The following is a 14351-nucleotide window of genomic DNA, read 5'->3' on the forward strand; positions in this document are numbered from 1 at the left end:
TTCGTTGAACTTTCAACAAAAAAGACCCGTCTTTGTGTTGCACAGGTCTTTTTTGAGAAAAAAACACTTGATTAATTTTTGTCCCGACTGATTTCACGCAATCGGTCAATACCCATGGCATCGTAGCGTTCAAAGGGTTGGTGAATCCAGGGATTATCCTCAAGGTAATCACACCAATAATCAGGCTTACAAACCGAATGAGACTTCCACCACAAAACAGCCACTCGGATTTCCGTAATGGCAGGATATTGTTTTTTCAGATGTTCGGCCACCTGAACAATCGTTTTACCGGAATCGACCATGTCATCGACCAACAACAACCGTCCGGCAATCTCGCCACCGGTTTTGGTGATGAATTGAGCGATGTCCAATTGGCCCTGTTGCGTACCGGCCGCCTGGCGGTAAGAGCTCGTCGCCAAAATAGCCAAGGGCATATCGTGCACACGCGAGAAAATATCCCCGATGCGCATCCCGCCTCGGGCGAGACACAAAACCGTATCGAACCGATAGCCGTCATCGGCTACCTTCAGGATAAGCTTCTCGATTAAGTCGTCGTATTGTTCTTGGGTAACGAAAAGGTCACTCATAAATTTGAAAGGGCGGCTTTGTGCCGCCCTCAGTCCTCTAAAGGTTAATGTTATTTGGCAAACGGATTGTCCAACATGATCGTTTGTGAACGATCCGGACCGGTTGAGACCACAGCGATCGGGCAGCCTGCCACTTCAGACAAGCGTTGCAAGTAACGCTTGGCCGTCTCAGGCAAATCTTCCCAACGCGTCACACCGAACGTGCTTTCTTTCCAACCCGGGAAGTCTTCATAGATGACTTCACATTGAGCACAAGCTTCGGCTCCGTAGGGCATCACTTCCACTTCTTCGCCTTGATACTTGTAACCCACACCGAGACGAACCGTCTCGAGTCCGTCCAAAACGTCCAACTTCATGACAGCCAAGCCGCGCAAACCGTTAATTTGGACGGCACGACGCATGGCAGCCCCGTCAAACCAACCGCAGCGACGCGGACGACCGGTCACGGCACCGTATTCGTAGCCCTTGTCTCTCAAGTGCTGACCGATTTCATTGTCAAGCTCTGTCGGGAAAGGACCTTCACCGACTCGGGTGCAATACGCTTTGGTAATACCCAACACATAGTCAATGCGGTGAGCACCGACACCGGCACCGGAACAGACGGCGCCGGCCACCGTGTTGGAGCTCGTCACATAGGGATAGGTACCGTGGTCAATATCGAGCATGGAACCTTGAGCGCCCTCAAAGAGGAAGGACTTACCTTCGTCCATGAGCTTATTGATCGTGTAGGACACGTCGGTCAACATCGGTTTGATACGCGGGGCGTACGCAAGCGTTTCATCAATAACTTTATTGATATCCAAAGCTTGAGCGCCGAGTAACTGCGTCAACTCGAAGTTGTGATATTCCATCACATCACGCACACGTTCAATGAAGAATTTTTCATTAAAGAGGTCAGCCACACGGACACCGCGGCGGGCCACTTTATCTTCATACGTGGGGCCGATACCGCGGCCGGTCGTACCGATCTTCTTGGCACCGGCGGCGGCTTCACGGGCGTGATCCAAAGCGATGTGATAAGGCATCACCAAGGGAGCGTTGCCCGAGACACGAATACGATGCTCGGCTTCGCAGCCATGATTTCTTAACTGTTCGATTTCACCGAAAAAGGCTTCCGGACAAAAAACGATACCGTTGCCAAGATAGCAGGTCATCGTCGGATGCATAATGCCCGACGGAATCAAACGAAGAATTGTTTTGTGACCGTTGATCACCAAAGTGTGACCCGCATTGTGACCGCCGTTGAAACGGACAACGCCATCGACTTTTTCAGTAAGCCAGTCAACAATCTTGCCTTTACCTTCGTCGCCCCACTGGGCGCCGACCACGACAACATTCTTAGCCATTGTTTTATCCCCGAAATAAGCAATGAAAACTTGAAAGCGGTAATGAACCTGTTCATTACGCACGCAACCGTCTTATTATCGCCGAGTTTCAGAATTTTTTGTAGTCCTCTGACGAGCAAGTTTTGAACTAACGTATAATTTTTCGGCTTCTTCACAATGATCTAAAAATGAAAACCATTCGCTTACTGTATCCTGATTGGCTCAGCGGAGGACTTGAAACGTATTACTTCGGTGCCAATCTTTTACAACACATTTTGCCTGCCAATTCCAATCAACCTTTGGTGAAGGTTGAAGTGGCCCGACCCGACGGGCAGCCCCGAACCATTCAAGACGGCATAGCCGGCAAAAACGAAGTGCTCTCAGGCATTCGTGCTGCACAAAAAGTCATTGAAGAAAACCGGCCTCAGAAAATCATTACCATCGGCGGCAACTGTCTGGTATCTCAAGCTCCGTTTGATTACCTGCACGGTCTTTATCCCGATGCCGGCATTATCTGGATTGATGCGCATCCGGATGTTTCCATGGCCAAAGACGGCTACCCCAACGCTCACGCCATGGTACTCGGTGCTTTATTGGGTAAAGGTGAGAAAAGCATGGTCGAAATGCTTAAAAATCCGCCCTTTAAACCCAATGAACTTTTGTATGTCGGTCTGCAGGGGCTGCATGATTATCAGGCGCAATTTCTCGATGAGCTCGGTGTGAACTACAAAATTCAGACTGAAAAATTTCTCACCGGTGAAGAAATTGCAACGTTTACCGAAAAGTTCGATCACATCCTGGTGCACCTTGATATTGATGTGCTCAATCCTCAATATTTCCATTCGACCTATTTTGCTAATCCTGAATTGGTTGGAGACGGCTCGGGCGGCGGCAAAATGCGTCCGGATCAACTCAGTCAGATACTTCAGACAATCAGTCGTTCTTCAGATATCGTCGGATTCACCGTAGCCGAGTACCTTCCTTTTGACGAAGAACGATTAAGCAAAATGTTCGGCTCTTTAGAGCTGTTTACCAAATAGGACCTGTTATGCCGATTTTAATGCCCGAACCTAAGAACACCTTATTAGGTAAAGAGACCGTCTACAGCGACCGCTACAATCCCGATCTGCTGCAACCGATCAAACGCAGTCTCGGACGCGACGCAATCGGTGACCACGATTTTCGAGGCGCCGATATCTGGCGCTTGTATGAACTGTCTTGGCTTAACGATCAAGGTATTCCTCAAACTGCCGTGGGAGAGCTCTACGTTCCCGCCGATTCTCACAGTATCATCGAATCGAAATCCCTCAAACTCTACGCGGGCTCCTTTGCCATGACACGTATGAAGGACATCGAAGAGGTTAAAAGGCATTTCAGTGAAGATTTGTCCGACAGGCTGGGAGCAACTGTTGAAGTAAAACTTCAACCCCTCAGTCAGTATCACGAAACTCTTCGTACGATGCCGGGAATTTGTCTGGATGCTTTGCAATTGCCGACCGATGCTCCGGTATGCGCTTATGAAACCGATCCGTCCTATTTACGATTTGTCCCGCATTCAGACAAAATCGTTGAAGAGACCTTCTACACCACGGTTTTTCGCTCTCTGTGCCCGGTAACCGGTCAACCCGATCTCGCAAGCGTCATGATTTCCTACCGCGGAAATGAAATTGATCCGAGCGGACTTTTGCAGTACCTCATTTCCTACCGTTGCCACAAAGGTTTTCATGAACAATGTGTCGAGCAGATCTACCACGACTTACGCCAGGCATTTAATCCTCAGATGCTTGAGGTCTATGCCTGTTTTACAAGACGCGGTGGCATTGACATCAACCCCTTCCGCTCATCATGGCGAGACAGACCTGATGAGTTCATTCGTGAAAAGCGTCAGTAAAAATTAACCTCAGATAAGCCGATCCCCACTCCTGACTCAGGAAATGGGGATCTTTTTTTGGCAGAAAAAAGTCATTCGGGCTTAAGCATCAGGCTGTCACAAGCCAAATTACGCCTACTCCAATCAGCAACAAACCTAAGCCGATCTTTCGGATCACTTCCGGTTTGCCGATTCGGCCGATCTCCTGAACGGACTCGAGCCACTTATCAGGAGCAGCAAAGGGAATCAACCCCTCGATAATGCAAACCAGTGCCAAAGCCAACACCCAAGTCTGCCAGGTCATTTTTACTTCGCCTCAGGCTCTTTCATGTATTTGAAGAAGTCCGCCGAGGGATCGATCACCATGACATCCTTCTTATTGGCAAAACTGGCTCGATACGCTTCGATATTGCGGTAGAAACGAGCAAATTCTGCGTTTTTCGAGAAGGCTTCGGCATAGGTGGCGTTGGCGATTGCATCGCCCTCACCCTTGATCTGTTGGGCCTGATTGTAGGCCTGAGCCAAAATCACCGCTCGTTGGCGATCGGCATCGGCACGAATCTTTTCGGCTTCTGCCGCACCGGTCGAGCGCTCTTCGGCTGCCACGCGCTTACGTTCGGCTTCCATACGACGGTAGACCGATTCGGAAATCTCAGGCGTAAAGTCCACGCGCTTTAAGCGCACATCCACCACTTCGACTCCCACGTCACGGACACGTTCCTGAAGACCCGTGCGAATCTCAAGCATGGCCACATCACGCTCGCGGCTCGTGATGCCGTTAACCGTCCGTTTATTAACCGTTTGGTTTAACGCGTCACGAAGCAATGCCGAAATCCGATCTTCAGCAGCCCGTTCATTTCCTTGGAAGGACACCCAGTATCGACGAGGGTCAGCGATACGCCACTTAACAAAAGAGTCAATCATTAAGTTTTTCTTTTCACTGGTCTGCACCAAGTCGGCGGTCGGTGCGTCCAACGTCAGAATACGCTTGTCCAAATACACAACGTTCTGGAAAGGCGGCGGCAATTTCACATGCAGCCCCGGCTCCGAGACCACTTCTTTGAGTTCACCCAGAGCAAACACCAGTGCGTGCTCACGTTCGTTTACCGTATAAAGGCAGAAATTTGCTGCAACTACGGCCGCCACGCCAACGAAGACAGCAGTCGATAATTTATTCATTTGTTTCTCCTATCTTCCTGTTAGCGAATTCGGTCACGAATATTGCGCGAAGAGCTCTGAGTCGATGCTGCTCGACTGCCGGAGGAAGCAGGCTGTTGCGTTACGGCTGCGGGAGCAGGACCGGTAGCCGCTGCAGGGGTTGCAGCTGAGGCAGCGTTTTGCTCCATGAGCTTATCAAACGGCAAGTACAGCAAATTGTTGCCGTCCTGCGTATCCACATAGACCTTTGTGGTCGACTGCATCACCTGCTGCATCATGTCCACATACATACGATCACGCGTCACTCGCGGAGCTTTTTCGTACTGAGTCAACACTTGAGCGAAACGATCGGCATCACCCTTGGCCGTTTCCACCACGCGGGCTTTATAACCTTCGGCTTCCTGGGCAAGGCGGGCAGCCATACCTCTGGCCTTCGGAATGACGTCATTGGCGTAAGCCTGACCTTCATTGATCTGGCGTTCACGGTCTTGGCCGGCCTTCACCGCATCATCGAAAGCCGCTTGTACGGGCTGAGGCGGCTGAGCATTTTGAATGGCCACGCTCATCACCTCGATACCGGTGTGATAACGATCGAGCATTTCCTGCATGATCTTTTTGACATCTTCAGCGATTTCCTGCTTGCTTTCAAAAAGCACGCTGTCCATCTTCTTACGACCGACCACTTCACGCATGGCGCTTTCAGCCGATTGTCTGACCGACTCATCCGGATCGCGGGATCGGAAGATGTAATTCATGGCGCCGTCGCCGGACTTAATACGGTATTGAACGTTAAAGCGCAGGTCAACGATATTTTCATCGTCGGTGAGCATCAATGCTTCGGCCTCGCGGTTGGCGCGACCCATGGCTCCGATGGCTACAGTACGGACACTGCTCACGTCAACAATATCGGCTTGTTGAATGGGGAAAGGAATGTGCCAGCGGAAACCCGGCATGGTCGTTTCGGTATATCGACCGAAGGTGGTCACGATACCCGACTGACCTTCGGGCACAATGTAAAACCCGGTAGCAGCCCAAAGACCCACCACCACAACTGCGGCAAAGGCTAAACCCCGTCCGCCGGGTTTCTTACTTATAAATTTAGGCGGCTGCATGTGTTTAAAGGATTCAAACTGCTTTTTAAACTGATCCTGAGGACATTGACCGTTTGAATCGCGGCGAGGTTGTTCCGGTTCGTTAAAGGCACTGCTTTGACGACGCTCGCCCTCGGACCGATCGTCGTTTCGTTGACCCAACATACCGCCTAAAGCACGGTTAAATTCATCCCAGAGACGATCCAAGTCATCACCCTGACCGTTTTTCGGCGAGCGATTACCAGGTTCGGCCTCCTGGCGTTCCTTATTATCTTGGGCACGATCGTCGTTATCTCTCATTTCATTTTCTGAGACGCTCTTTTTTTCTTCTTTTTCGTCCGAGCCGCCTCGGCCCCAATGCGGGTCATTTAAAGACATCGCTCTACTCCCCGGTCATCCGTTCCGATACAGGCAACGGAGTCCGCCTGCTAATTAATAAAAGTGAACGTTTTATTTTAATGGAAAAATTTTCTCAACTCTTAAGCCAATCTTAGAAAATAGCAAAATCGGCTCCGGTCAAAGCTGTATTTTGTGTGTCTTAATCAGGTATTCCCCCTAGATTTACCATTCTGAGCCCCAAAAATAAGGGAAACTACTTACACACGAAGATGTTAAATACTTTACTATCTGTAACGCGGATGTTTAAAGACATCCATTTCTTTACATATTGTTAACAATAAGGATCAATCCTATGTCTGAACAAGAAAATAAGACTAAGGAAGAAAAGGCCGGTATTGGCGGTTATATCTCTTTGATTTTCGCCGTCGTCTTTTTCTCCGGTGTCTGCGCTGGTAATCACTGGTGGGCTATTTTCGACTTCTCCACGTTGAACGGTGCCTTCGGTAAGGTTGTTACCAATGTGACACTGAACGGCGACGCTATCAAGACGGCTACCGGTATGTTCCGCGGTGTGGGTGGTACGGGTGCCATTGACGGCTTCTGCTTCGCCTTGACCTTGGTTCCGACCGTTATGTTCGCCTTGGCCATGATCACGGTCTGCGACCACTACGGCGCTTTGACCGCTGCTCGTCAACTCTTGACCCCGATTCTCCGTCCGTTGATGGGTATTCCGGGTTCCTGCTCTTTGGCTTTGATCGCTTCCTTGCAATCGACCGACGGTGGTGCTGCTTTGACCCGTCAGTTGTTGGACAAGGGTGAAATCACCGAAGACGAAGCTGACGTATTCGCCATGTTCCAATTGTCTGCTGATGCCACGATCACCAACTTCCTCGGTGCAGGTGTCGTGTTGTTGAGCTTGACTGACTCCGCTGGTAACACTGTTCCCGCTTCCATCGCTTTGTGCTTGGGCATCATGCTCGTCATGAAGGTTGTTGGCGCCAACATTGTTCGCTTCTTGAAGATCTTCATGGCCAAGAAGAAGAAGGCCGCTTAATTCAGGATTGGAGGATATAAAGTATGTCTAGCGAAAACAGCAAGCCGATGGTTACCGACGTATTCGTCAAGGGTGCCATTCAAGGTTGGGGTATTGCTACCCACTCCACGATCCCGAATGTGTTAATGGCTTTCGTGATCATTCGCGTGTTGAACGTGGCCGGTCTTTTGCCGATCTTGGGCGATATTTTCCGTCCGTTGATGGGCCTTTTCGGTCTTCCCGGTGAAGCCGCTGCCGTGTTGATCGCCGGTTGGATGTCCATGGGTGGTGGTGTCGGTGTGGCCGCTGCTTTGTTTGATCAAGGCTCCTTGTCCGTGACCGACTGCGCCATTTTGGCTCCCGGTATCTACTTGATGGGTTCTCAATTGCAATACATGGGTCGTTGCTTGGGCGTTATCGGTACGCGCGGCTCCATGATCCCCGTGTTGATGGGCGTTGCCATTATCAACGCTTTCATCGGTATGTTTGTAATGAACATCATCGTCTAGTGATGCAACTTTAATCGCATCTGAAAGGGAGATTGATTTTTGTTAATCTCCCTTATTCATATTTTCAGACACAAACAGTACAATGAACTTGGTCGATCAAACATCAATTTTGATCGGTTCATAACAAATTTAGAAAGGAAATTTCCGATGGTTCAAGAATTTTTGAAGGACTTGGAAAAGGTCGTTAACGTGGATGCCGGCACCGCCTGCATCGATGGCGTTAAGCAAGTGGCTGAAACGTTCAAGGGCATGTACGAAGGCATTGGCTTTACCGCCAAACTCGTTGACTTGGGCGACAAGGTCGGTCCCGGTCTTTTTGCTACGAATAAGCCCGATGCTACCCACTACGATGTCATGCTGAACGCTCACTTGGATACGGTGTTCCCCGCCGGTACTGTTGCCGTGCGTCCCATGTCCATCAAGGGTGATCGCGCCTATGGCCCTGGTGTCTTGGACTGCAAAGCCGGTTGCATGACGATTTTCTATGCTTTGAAGAATCTTCCGAAGGAAACGCTCGATAAGCTCTCCATTCTCGTGGCTTGTAACCCCGATGAAGAAACCGGTTCCGTGAGCTCTCACGACTGGTTGAAGGAATGCGCTTCGAAGTCTGATCGTGCCTTGATTTTTGAACCGGCTCGTGAAGGCGGTGAATTGGTTTGCGCTCGTAAAGGCTCGAGCACCTACAAGATCACTTTCCACGGTGTTTCCGCTCACGCCGGCAACTGCCCGGAACGCGGTCGCGATGCTGTCTTCGCCATGGTGAAGTTCATTGCTGCCGTGAAGGAATTGGCCGATTGGGATCGTGGTATTACGCTCAATTTCGGTGTGGTTCGCGGCGGTACGGCTGCCAATGTTGTACCGGATTTGGCTGAAACCGAATTGGATCTGCGCGTCTGGAACGATGCCGACTACGACGAAGTCAATGCCAAGATCATGCAATTGGCTCAACAAACCTGGGTGGAAGGTGTTACGCAGGAAATCGTTGAAAAGAATCATCACGCTGCTATGCCCTTGAGCGAAGCCACGCAAGCCATGGCAAGCCTCATTGAAGAAGCTGCCAAGCTTGAAGGTTATGACATTGCCTGGATGAAGGCCGGCGGCGCCTCCGACGGTAACACGACGGCTTCCATGGGCGTTCCCACCTTGGACGGCCTCGGCCCTGTCGGCGGTGAAATGCACTGCGATCGCGAATATCTTGAAATCAATACGATTGAAAAGCATATCAAGGTCGCAGAACGCTTCTTCACGTTGATCGCTGAACGCAAGTAAGCTCTCTAATTAATTGAGCTTGAGGGGACGGTTGTTAAGATCGTCCCCTTTTCTTTTCTTACTCAAATTTCACCTTTTCAATCCTCTCTGTTTTCCTGTAGCGGCGTTATGATTAGCGGAGAATTTTTCTCCAATAATTTTTCGGTGAGGTGTTCATATGGCTTTATTGATTAAGAATGCGCATGTCTTCAGCCCGAAAGATCAGGGCGTACAGGATGTTCTGATGGTGGCTGAAAAAGTTGTGGCCATCGGTAAAGATCTTCCTTCCACTCTTCCTGACACCGAGGTAATCGATGCCAAGGGGCAAATCATGACCCCGGGCTTTTTCGATCAACACATTCACGTCACGGGTGGCGGCGGTGAAGGTGGTCCCGTAACGCGTACCCCTGAAATCATGCTCTCGGAACTGGTTGCAAGCGGCACAACCAGTGTTGTGGGTGTTTCAGGTACGGATTTTGTGACCCGCTCAATCGAAAATCTGTTAGCTAAGGTGAGAGCCTTAAAATCTGAAGGGGTGTCTGCCTGGATGTACACGTCCAACTACAAGTTCCCGCCCACAACGCTGTCCGGTTCTGTCTCTCAAGACATGTTTCTTGTTCCGGAATGCCTCGGCGTGAAAATCGCTCTGGGTGACCACCGCTCCTCTTTCCCGACGGTTCAGGAAGTGCTCGCATTGTTGGCTGAAATTCGTGTGGGCGGCATGATTGCCGGTAAAACGGGTTTCCTTCATATTCACACGGGCAATATTCCGGGCAGCTTTGACATGTACAAAGAAATTGTCTCTCGGGGCTTTCCGATTAAGCACATTCGCCCGACGCACTGTGGTCGTATTCGCCACGTGTTTGACGCCGCTGTGGAATTTGCAAAAGCCGGCGGTTACATGGATATCACAACTGGCGCGAGTTGCTGCTTTGACCATCCTGCCGAAGCCGTGATGGCTGCGCTTGATGCAGGCGTGGATCCCACTCACATCACTTTGTCTACGGACGGTCACGGCTCTGTTCCACGCTTCAATGACAAGGGAGAAATGATCGGTTTAGGAGTCGGCGGTGTAGCCGGTAACTTAACTGAAGTCAAACGATTGATAGCCGAACACCATATGCCGATTGAAGACGCCATCACGTTTATTTCTTCTAACGTCGGTGCCGCTTTAGGTCTGCCGGATCAGGGAGTAATTGAGGTGGGCAGTTGCGCTAATGCTTGTCTTTTCAACGATGCCATGGAATTGACGACAGTTGTATCCCGCAATCATGTCATGATGCGTAACGGAGAAATTGTTCAAAAGGGAACTTTTGAATACTAACGAGTGGCACTGAAGACGAGGCGCAGAAAACTTCTTCTGCGCCTTGTTTTTTTGACGAGAAGAAATTCTCAAAATCCGTCGAGAATCTGATTTGATTTCAGTTGTTTTCAGACTTTTTTGATGTTGGCGACAGCAGTCGCGGCAATTCTGCAATGAAAGTCTTCACGGCCGGCATGGTCGGCTCTCCGTGCGTGACCAAGAAAATTTTTCGAAAGACTGAAGGATCCAGAGGACGGCTTTGTACTTTGTGCTTGTCGTTTTCCAAAAGCAGTTCGGGCAAAATACTCACGCCGATCCCTTCCCTAACCAAATTAACGATTGAGGTTGCTCCCACCGTTGTATATCGAATAGGGATTTTCTGTTTATTCTGCTCTAATCCTTCTTCCAACTGCTTGCACCAACTTGCCCCATGCAGAATGTACGGATAATCGACCAAGGCTTTAAGCGGAATTTTCGAATATTGACTCAAGGGATGACCTTTAGGAAAAATGACCCGCAATTCGTCCAAATGAAGAAGTCTGGCATTTAAGTTATCTCCGACTTTCGGTGTGAACAGTCCTATATCGATTCGGTCTTCCTTCAGCCATTGACTGATGATGTCACCGTTGCCGATTAAAACCTCATATTCAATTCCGGGAGCAAAGGCCATAAAACGCTTCAGTACAGACGGAAGCCACTCATTGGCCACTGCGGTAACGGTTCCCAATCGAACCAGACCGCTTTTTAAGCCCGTCATATCCTGAAGCACACCACTCAAACGCATTTCATCCGCATAAACCTGCCGAATGAAAGGCAACAACATTTTTCCGGCAGTGGTTAACGTGACCCCGGATTTTTTTCGATTCAACAGGGAAACGCCCCACTGATTTTCGAGATCTGCCACCATTCGACTGACTGCTGATTGGGTATAAAAAAGACGCTTGGCCGCTTCGGTGAAGCTACCGCACTCAACTGCTGTGAGAAAGGCACGATATTTAACGATTGACATTTTAATATTCTATTTTTGAATGTTTTTCATACATAATATTCGCTTTTATTAATATTCTCCAAGTTTTATACTGGTCTCTGACGTATTTAATGGAAGGTTACTATGTTGACCGTTTTACTCATTCTCCCCGATTTCCTGGTGATCCTGCTCGGTTTCCTGTTGATGAAATTTTTCCACGATGGGGTATTTGGAGAAACGTTTTGGAAAGGTGCAGAAAAAATTGTTTTCTACGTTCTTTTTCCGCCTTTGTTATTTACATCGGTAGCTACTTCCAATCTGACTCTGGGCGAAGCCGGACTCTATCTGGTTGTGGCGATCAGTGCCATGATGTGTGCGGTTGTGATGTCTTACCTGATCCGTTTTCTGATCAAGGCCGATCCGGTTACTCATGCATCGGCTTTTCATTGTGGATTTCGTTTTAATACTTATGTCGGTTTTGCCCTTGTTTCCCGTCTTTTCGGCCAAGAAGGATTAGCCCTAATGAGTTTGTTGATTGCCTTTTGGGTCCCGATCAGCAACTCCATCGCTGTGGCAGCACTCGCGAGCGCCGTAGCCAAAAGAGACCAGACTTCAGGGGAATGTAATGTCCTTCTTAAAACGATCGAAGCGATCGTGACCAATCCTCTGATCATTGCGACGACATTGGGACTTATTGTTAATCTCGCATCCCTTCCGGTGCCAGAAGTGGCAATGACCTTTTTCAAGTCTCTCGGTAATGCTTCTCTTGCTATGGGTCTTTTATGTATCGGTGCCGGCTTGCGATTAAGCGGCATGAAAAATGATTGGAAACTCATATCCGCCAACACGGTTGAACGCCTTGTGGCTACACCGGCCGTTGCACTTATATTCTGCTTGATTTTCGACTTAGCCCCTGCAGCATCGGGTGCGCTTATGATTTTTGCAATGCTTCCTACAGCCCAGTCTTGCTATGTGATGACCACGAGCATGAGAGGCAACGGCCCACTCGTTGCCGGGATTACAACTGCGCATACATTGGCAGCCATCTTTACAATTCCTTGTTGGATCGTTGTGATTACAACAGTGCTATGAGTCCTGCGATTAATTATTCAAAATGGCGGTAATTAAGACGAATAGTTCAGTTGCCGCCTTTTAATGGTCAAGCTCTTTTCTTCAAAATCCCTAGTTAACCTTCTGGATTCCGAAATGCTTGTACCAAAAACTCCAATGCTCCATCGTCACTGCATTGAAGTGTCACCAAATCAATGTGGACAACGTTCTGATTTCAGGACGTTGCCCCACAGTTTTTAAATAAGCCAAATGGATGTCCCACGGTTCGCGGTGCCAAAGCGGCAGCACCGGTACTACCTGACATTTGAACAATTCCTGGAGCATCAAAGCAGGTGTCAGATAATGGGCTATTTGAAATTTGAGCTAAAGGACAAGAAGAAATTGGGTTATCTAACACCGAGTGAATATCGGCAGCAAATAACCCAAAATCAGTAACTGTAACTGGTCTACTTTATGGGGCAGGGTTCATTCACGCGGTAGATATAAGACAACAATCTAAAAGGATTGCCATAAATCAACAAAGTGCTTTAAATATGGTGATTGTTGAGATCTAGTTATGATACGATTCAGTCATGTCATTTGTATCGTATCAATTTAGGATCTATCCAAACAGCCTGCAGCGTCAATCTCTGATTGACCACTTCGGTTGCACCCGTTGGGTTTTCAACCGTTACCTCTCTGAGGCTGATGATTGTTACAAACAAACCGGTAAGACCATGCGGTGCCATGATTTCATTGTTCGTTTGGTCGATCTGAAAAAACAGTACCCCTGGCTCAAAGATGTCAATTCACAATCGCTTCAAATGGCAGCCCGCAACGCCGAGCGCGCCTTTGTCAATTTTTTTTTGAAAAACGAGCACAACCCCCTCGTTTTAAAAGCAAACATTCCGGCAGGCAGTCTTTTCACTGTCCTCAACATTGCAAAGTTCAATTTCCTGATGTGGGAACAAAAGGTCATATTGTTTTCCCCAAAATCGGTCCCGTCAAAGCTATTTTGCATCGGCGATTCACCGGTACGGTCAAAACGGTGACGGTTGTTCGGGAAGCCTCAGGGAAGTACTACGCCAGTGTTTTGGTTGATGATGCACAACCCAAAGTTGTACCGGATACGGTTAATTTTGAACGTACAGCAGGCATTGATGCCGGTATTAAAACGGCCTTTACTGTAGCCAGTCAGGGCGGAACAGAAAAAATTGATAACCCGACGTTTTTGAAAAAATATTCGGAGCAACTTAAAAAACAACAAAAGCGATTGGCTCGATGCCTGCGTATCGTCAACGTTAAGGAAAATGAAAAAGGAGAAAAGGTTAAGGAAGTCACCGTCTCAAAACGCTATGAGAAGGTGAGAAAAGAGTTAGTACGCACTCATGAGAGAATTCGCCATTGCCGCAAGAACTGGATCGATCAAATCACTCATCGGTTAGTCAACGATAGTCAAGTGACAACCTATGTGATTGAAGATCTGAATTTAAAAGGGATGGTTAAGAACCATCACCTGGCTCGAGCGGTATCTGATGTTGGGATTGGCAACTTCTACCGAACGCTTCAATACAAGTTGAAAGCGGTCGGAAAGAACCTGATTGTGGCGGGACGATGGTACCCGTCCAGTAAACGGTGTCCGGAGTGTGGGGCCAAGAAAGAGAGGTTGACATTGAAGGAACGTGAGTGGCGCTGTGCGCAGTGTGGTCACGAGCATGATCGGGATGAAGCAGCCGCGCGAAACTTGCGTCATTGGGTTAGACTCTCAGAATCAGACAAACACCGATACGGCCGGAACGGCCGTGCGCTGGAAAAGGAAGCGATTCCTTTTTGAAGAGTTCCCCCGAGGAGAAACCCGTCGGTGCGGGTTC

General features: G+C 48.9%; 14 protein-coding genes and 1 pseudogene. 9 read left to right on the forward strand and 6 right to left on the reverse strand.

The features are described 5' to 3' along the window. Nucleotides 1-71 precede the first annotated feature (71 nt). Both H5985_RS05185 and H5985_RS05190 read right to left on the reverse strand, forming a co-directional pair. Nucleotides 72-587, reverse strand: a complete 516-nt coding sequence (locus H5985_RS05185) for a phosphoribosyltransferase (RefSeq protein ID WP_205050249.1) — start codon at nt 585-587, stop codon at nt 72-74. A gap of 50 nt (nt 588-637) precedes the next feature. Further along, nucleotides 638-1933 carry an adenylosuccinate synthase gene (locus H5985_RS05190; RefSeq protein WP_205050250.1) on the reverse strand — a complete coding sequence of 432 codons (1296 nt, stop codon included), beginning with the start codon at nt 1931-1933 and terminating at the stop codon, nt 638-640. 167 nt (nt 1934-2100) lie between these two features. On the opposite strand from H5985_RS05190, the gene H5985_RS05195 reads away from it, so the two are divergent. Both H5985_RS05195 and queF read left to right on the forward strand, forming a co-directional pair. Beyond that, the gene (locus H5985_RS05195) at nt 2101-2952 is read left to right on the forward strand and encodes an arginase family protein (protein WP_205050251.1); all 852 of its coding nucleotides are present in this window, start codon (nt 2101-2103) and stop codon (nt 2950-2952) included. An 8-nt stretch (nt 2953-2960) separates the two neighbouring features. Then, on the forward strand, nt 2961-3803 hold the full coding sequence (queF, locus tag H5985_RS05200; RefSeq protein WP_239481620.1) for an NADPH-dependent 7-cyano-7-deazaguanine reductase QueF: 843 nt from the start codon (nt 2961-2963) through the stop codon (nt 3801-3803). An 88-nt stretch (nt 3804-3891) separates the two neighbouring features. Here the strand turns inward: queF and H5985_RS05205 are convergent, their stop codons facing one another. Genes H5985_RS05205 through hflK form a run of 3 tightly spaced genes read right to left on the reverse strand, consistent with a single transcriptional unit; the run spans nt 3892 to nt 6409 of the window. Continuing rightward, nucleotides 3892-4086 carry a DUF2065 domain-containing protein gene (locus H5985_RS05205; RefSeq protein ID WP_205050252.1) on the reverse strand — a complete coding sequence of 65 codons (195 nt, stop codon included), beginning with the start codon at nt 4084-4086 and terminating at the stop codon, nt 3892-3894. 2 nt (nt 4087-4088) lie between these two features. Beyond that, the gene (gene hflC, locus H5985_RS05210) at nt 4089-4961 is read right to left on the reverse strand and encodes a protease modulator HflC (RefSeq protein WP_205050253.1); all 873 of its coding nucleotides are present in this window, start codon (nt 4959-4961) and stop codon (nt 4089-4091) included. Nucleotides 4962-4981: 20 nt separating this feature from the next. Continuing rightward, on the reverse strand, nt 4982-6409 hold the full coding sequence (hflK, locus tag H5985_RS05215; RefSeq protein WP_205050254.1) for an FtsH protease activity modulator HflK: 1428 nt from the start codon (nt 6407-6409) through the stop codon (nt 4982-4984). A 313-nt stretch (nt 6410-6722) separates the two neighbouring features. Here hflK and H5985_RS05220 point away from each other — a divergent pair, with 313 nt between their 5' ends. The 4 genes from H5985_RS05220 (at nt 6723) to iadA (ending at nt 10484) form a co-directional block, all read left to right on the forward strand. Further along, complete coding sequence (locus H5985_RS05220; RefSeq protein ID WP_205050255.1) at nt 6723-7424, forward strand: nucleoside recognition domain-containing protein; 702 nt, start codon at nt 6723-6725, stop codon at nt 7422-7424. A gap of 23 nt (nt 7425-7447) precedes the next feature. Beyond that, nucleotides 7448-7912 carry a YjiG family protein gene (locus H5985_RS05225; RefSeq protein ID WP_205050256.1) on the forward strand — a complete coding sequence of 155 codons (465 nt, stop codon included), beginning with the start codon at nt 7448-7450 and terminating at the stop codon, nt 7910-7912. Nucleotides 7913-8059: 147 nt separating this feature from the next. After that, nucleotides 8060-9181 (forward strand): M20 family metallopeptidase, encoded by a 1122-nt coding sequence (locus H5985_RS05230; protein WP_205050257.1) that lies wholly within the window; start codon nt 8060-8062, stop codon nt 9179-9181. Between the two features lie 157 nt (nt 9182-9338). Continuing rightward, the gene (iadA, locus tag H5985_RS05235) at nt 9339-10484 is read left to right on the forward strand and encodes a beta-aspartyl-peptidase (RefSeq protein ID WP_205050258.1); all 1146 of its coding nucleotides are present in this window, start codon (nt 9339-9341) and stop codon (nt 10482-10484) included. A gap of 97 nt (nt 10485-10581) precedes the next feature. Here iadA and H5985_RS05240 read toward each other — a convergent pair whose 3' ends face one another. Further along, entirely contained in the window at nt 10582-11472 is an 891-nt protein-coding gene (locus tag H5985_RS05240) for a LysR family transcriptional regulator (protein ID WP_205050259.1), read from the reverse strand. 102 nt (nt 11473-11574) lie between these two features. On the opposite strand from H5985_RS05240, the gene H5985_RS05245 reads away from it, so the two are divergent. From H5985_RS05245 to H5985_RS05255, 3 genes and pseudogenes are all read left to right on the forward strand, one after another. Then, entirely contained in the window at nt 11575-12522 is a 948-nt protein-coding gene (locus H5985_RS05245; protein ID WP_205050260.1) for an AEC family transporter, read from the forward strand. A 551-nt stretch (nt 12523-13073) separates the two neighbouring features. Further along, nucleotides 13074-13154 (forward strand): annotated as a pseudogene (locus tag H5985_RS09650) (helix-turn-helix domain-containing protein); the annotation flags it as partial. A 140-nt stretch (nt 13155-13294) separates the two neighbouring features. Beyond that, a complete protein-coding gene (locus H5985_RS05255; RefSeq protein WP_338124957.1) occupies nt 13295-14314 on the forward strand; it encodes an RNA-guided endonuclease InsQ/TnpB family protein in 1020 nt (339 codons plus the stop codon). Nucleotides 14315-14351 lie beyond the last annotated feature (37 nt).

Origin of the sequence: Parasutterella secunda (assembly GCF_016901835.1) — a bacterium.
In the GTDB taxonomy this organism is placed as follows: Bacteria; Pseudomonadota; Gammaproteobacteria; order Burkholderiales; family Burkholderiaceae_F; genus Aphodousia; species Aphodousia faecavium.

What these genes read in the sequence shown, in the direction of transcription:
- hflK (WP_205050254.1), bottom strand. Translation starts at nt 6,409, where the DNA reads ATGTCTTTAAATGACCCGCATTGGGGCCGAGGCGGCTCGGACGAAAAA.
- H5985_RS05225 (WP_205050256.1), top strand. Translation starts at nt 7,448, where the DNA reads ATGTCTAGCGAAAACAGCAAGCCGATGGTTACCGACGTATTCGTCAAG.
- H5985_RS05245 (WP_205050260.1), top strand. Translation starts at nt 11,575, where the DNA reads ATGTTGACCGTTTTACTCATTCTCCCCGATTTCCTGGTGATCCTGCTC.
- H5985_RS05185 (WP_205050249.1), bottom strand. Translation starts at nt 587, where the DNA reads ATGAGTGACCTTTTCGTTACCCAAGAACAATACGACGACTTAATCGAG.
- H5985_RS05240 (WP_205050259.1), bottom strand. Translation starts at nt 11,472, where the DNA reads ATGTCAATCGTTAAATATCGTGCCTTTCTCACAGCAGTTGAGTGCGGT.
- iadA (WP_205050258.1), top strand. Translation starts at nt 9,339, where the DNA reads ATGGCTTTATTGATTAAGAATGCGCATGTCTTCAGCCCGAAAGATCAG.
- queF (WP_239481620.1), top strand. Translation starts at nt 2,961, where the DNA reads ATGCCGATTTTAATGCCCGAACCTAAGAACACCTTATTAGGTAAAGAG.
- H5985_RS05195 (WP_205050251.1), top strand. Translation starts at nt 2,101, where the DNA reads ATGAAAACCATTCGCTTACTGTATCCTGATTGGCTCAGCGGAGGACTT.
- hflC (WP_205050253.1), bottom strand. Translation starts at nt 4,961, where the DNA reads ATGAATAAATTATCGACTGCTGTCTTCGTTGGCGTGGCGGCCGTAGTT.
- H5985_RS05205 (WP_205050252.1), bottom strand. Translation starts at nt 4,086, where the DNA reads ATGACCTGGCAGACTTGGGTGTTGGCTTTGGCACTGGTTTGCATTATC.
- H5985_RS05230 (WP_205050257.1), top strand. Translation starts at nt 8,060, where the DNA reads ATGGTTCAAGAATTTTTGAAGGACTTGGAAAAGGTCGTTAACGTGGAT.
- H5985_RS05220 (WP_205050255.1), top strand. Translation starts at nt 6,723, where the DNA reads ATGTCTGAACAAGAAAATAAGACTAAGGAAGAAAAGGCCGGTATTGGC.
- H5985_RS05190 (WP_205050250.1), bottom strand. Translation starts at nt 1,933, where the DNA reads ATGGCTAAGAATGTTGTCGTGGTCGGCGCCCAGTGGGGCGACGAAGGT.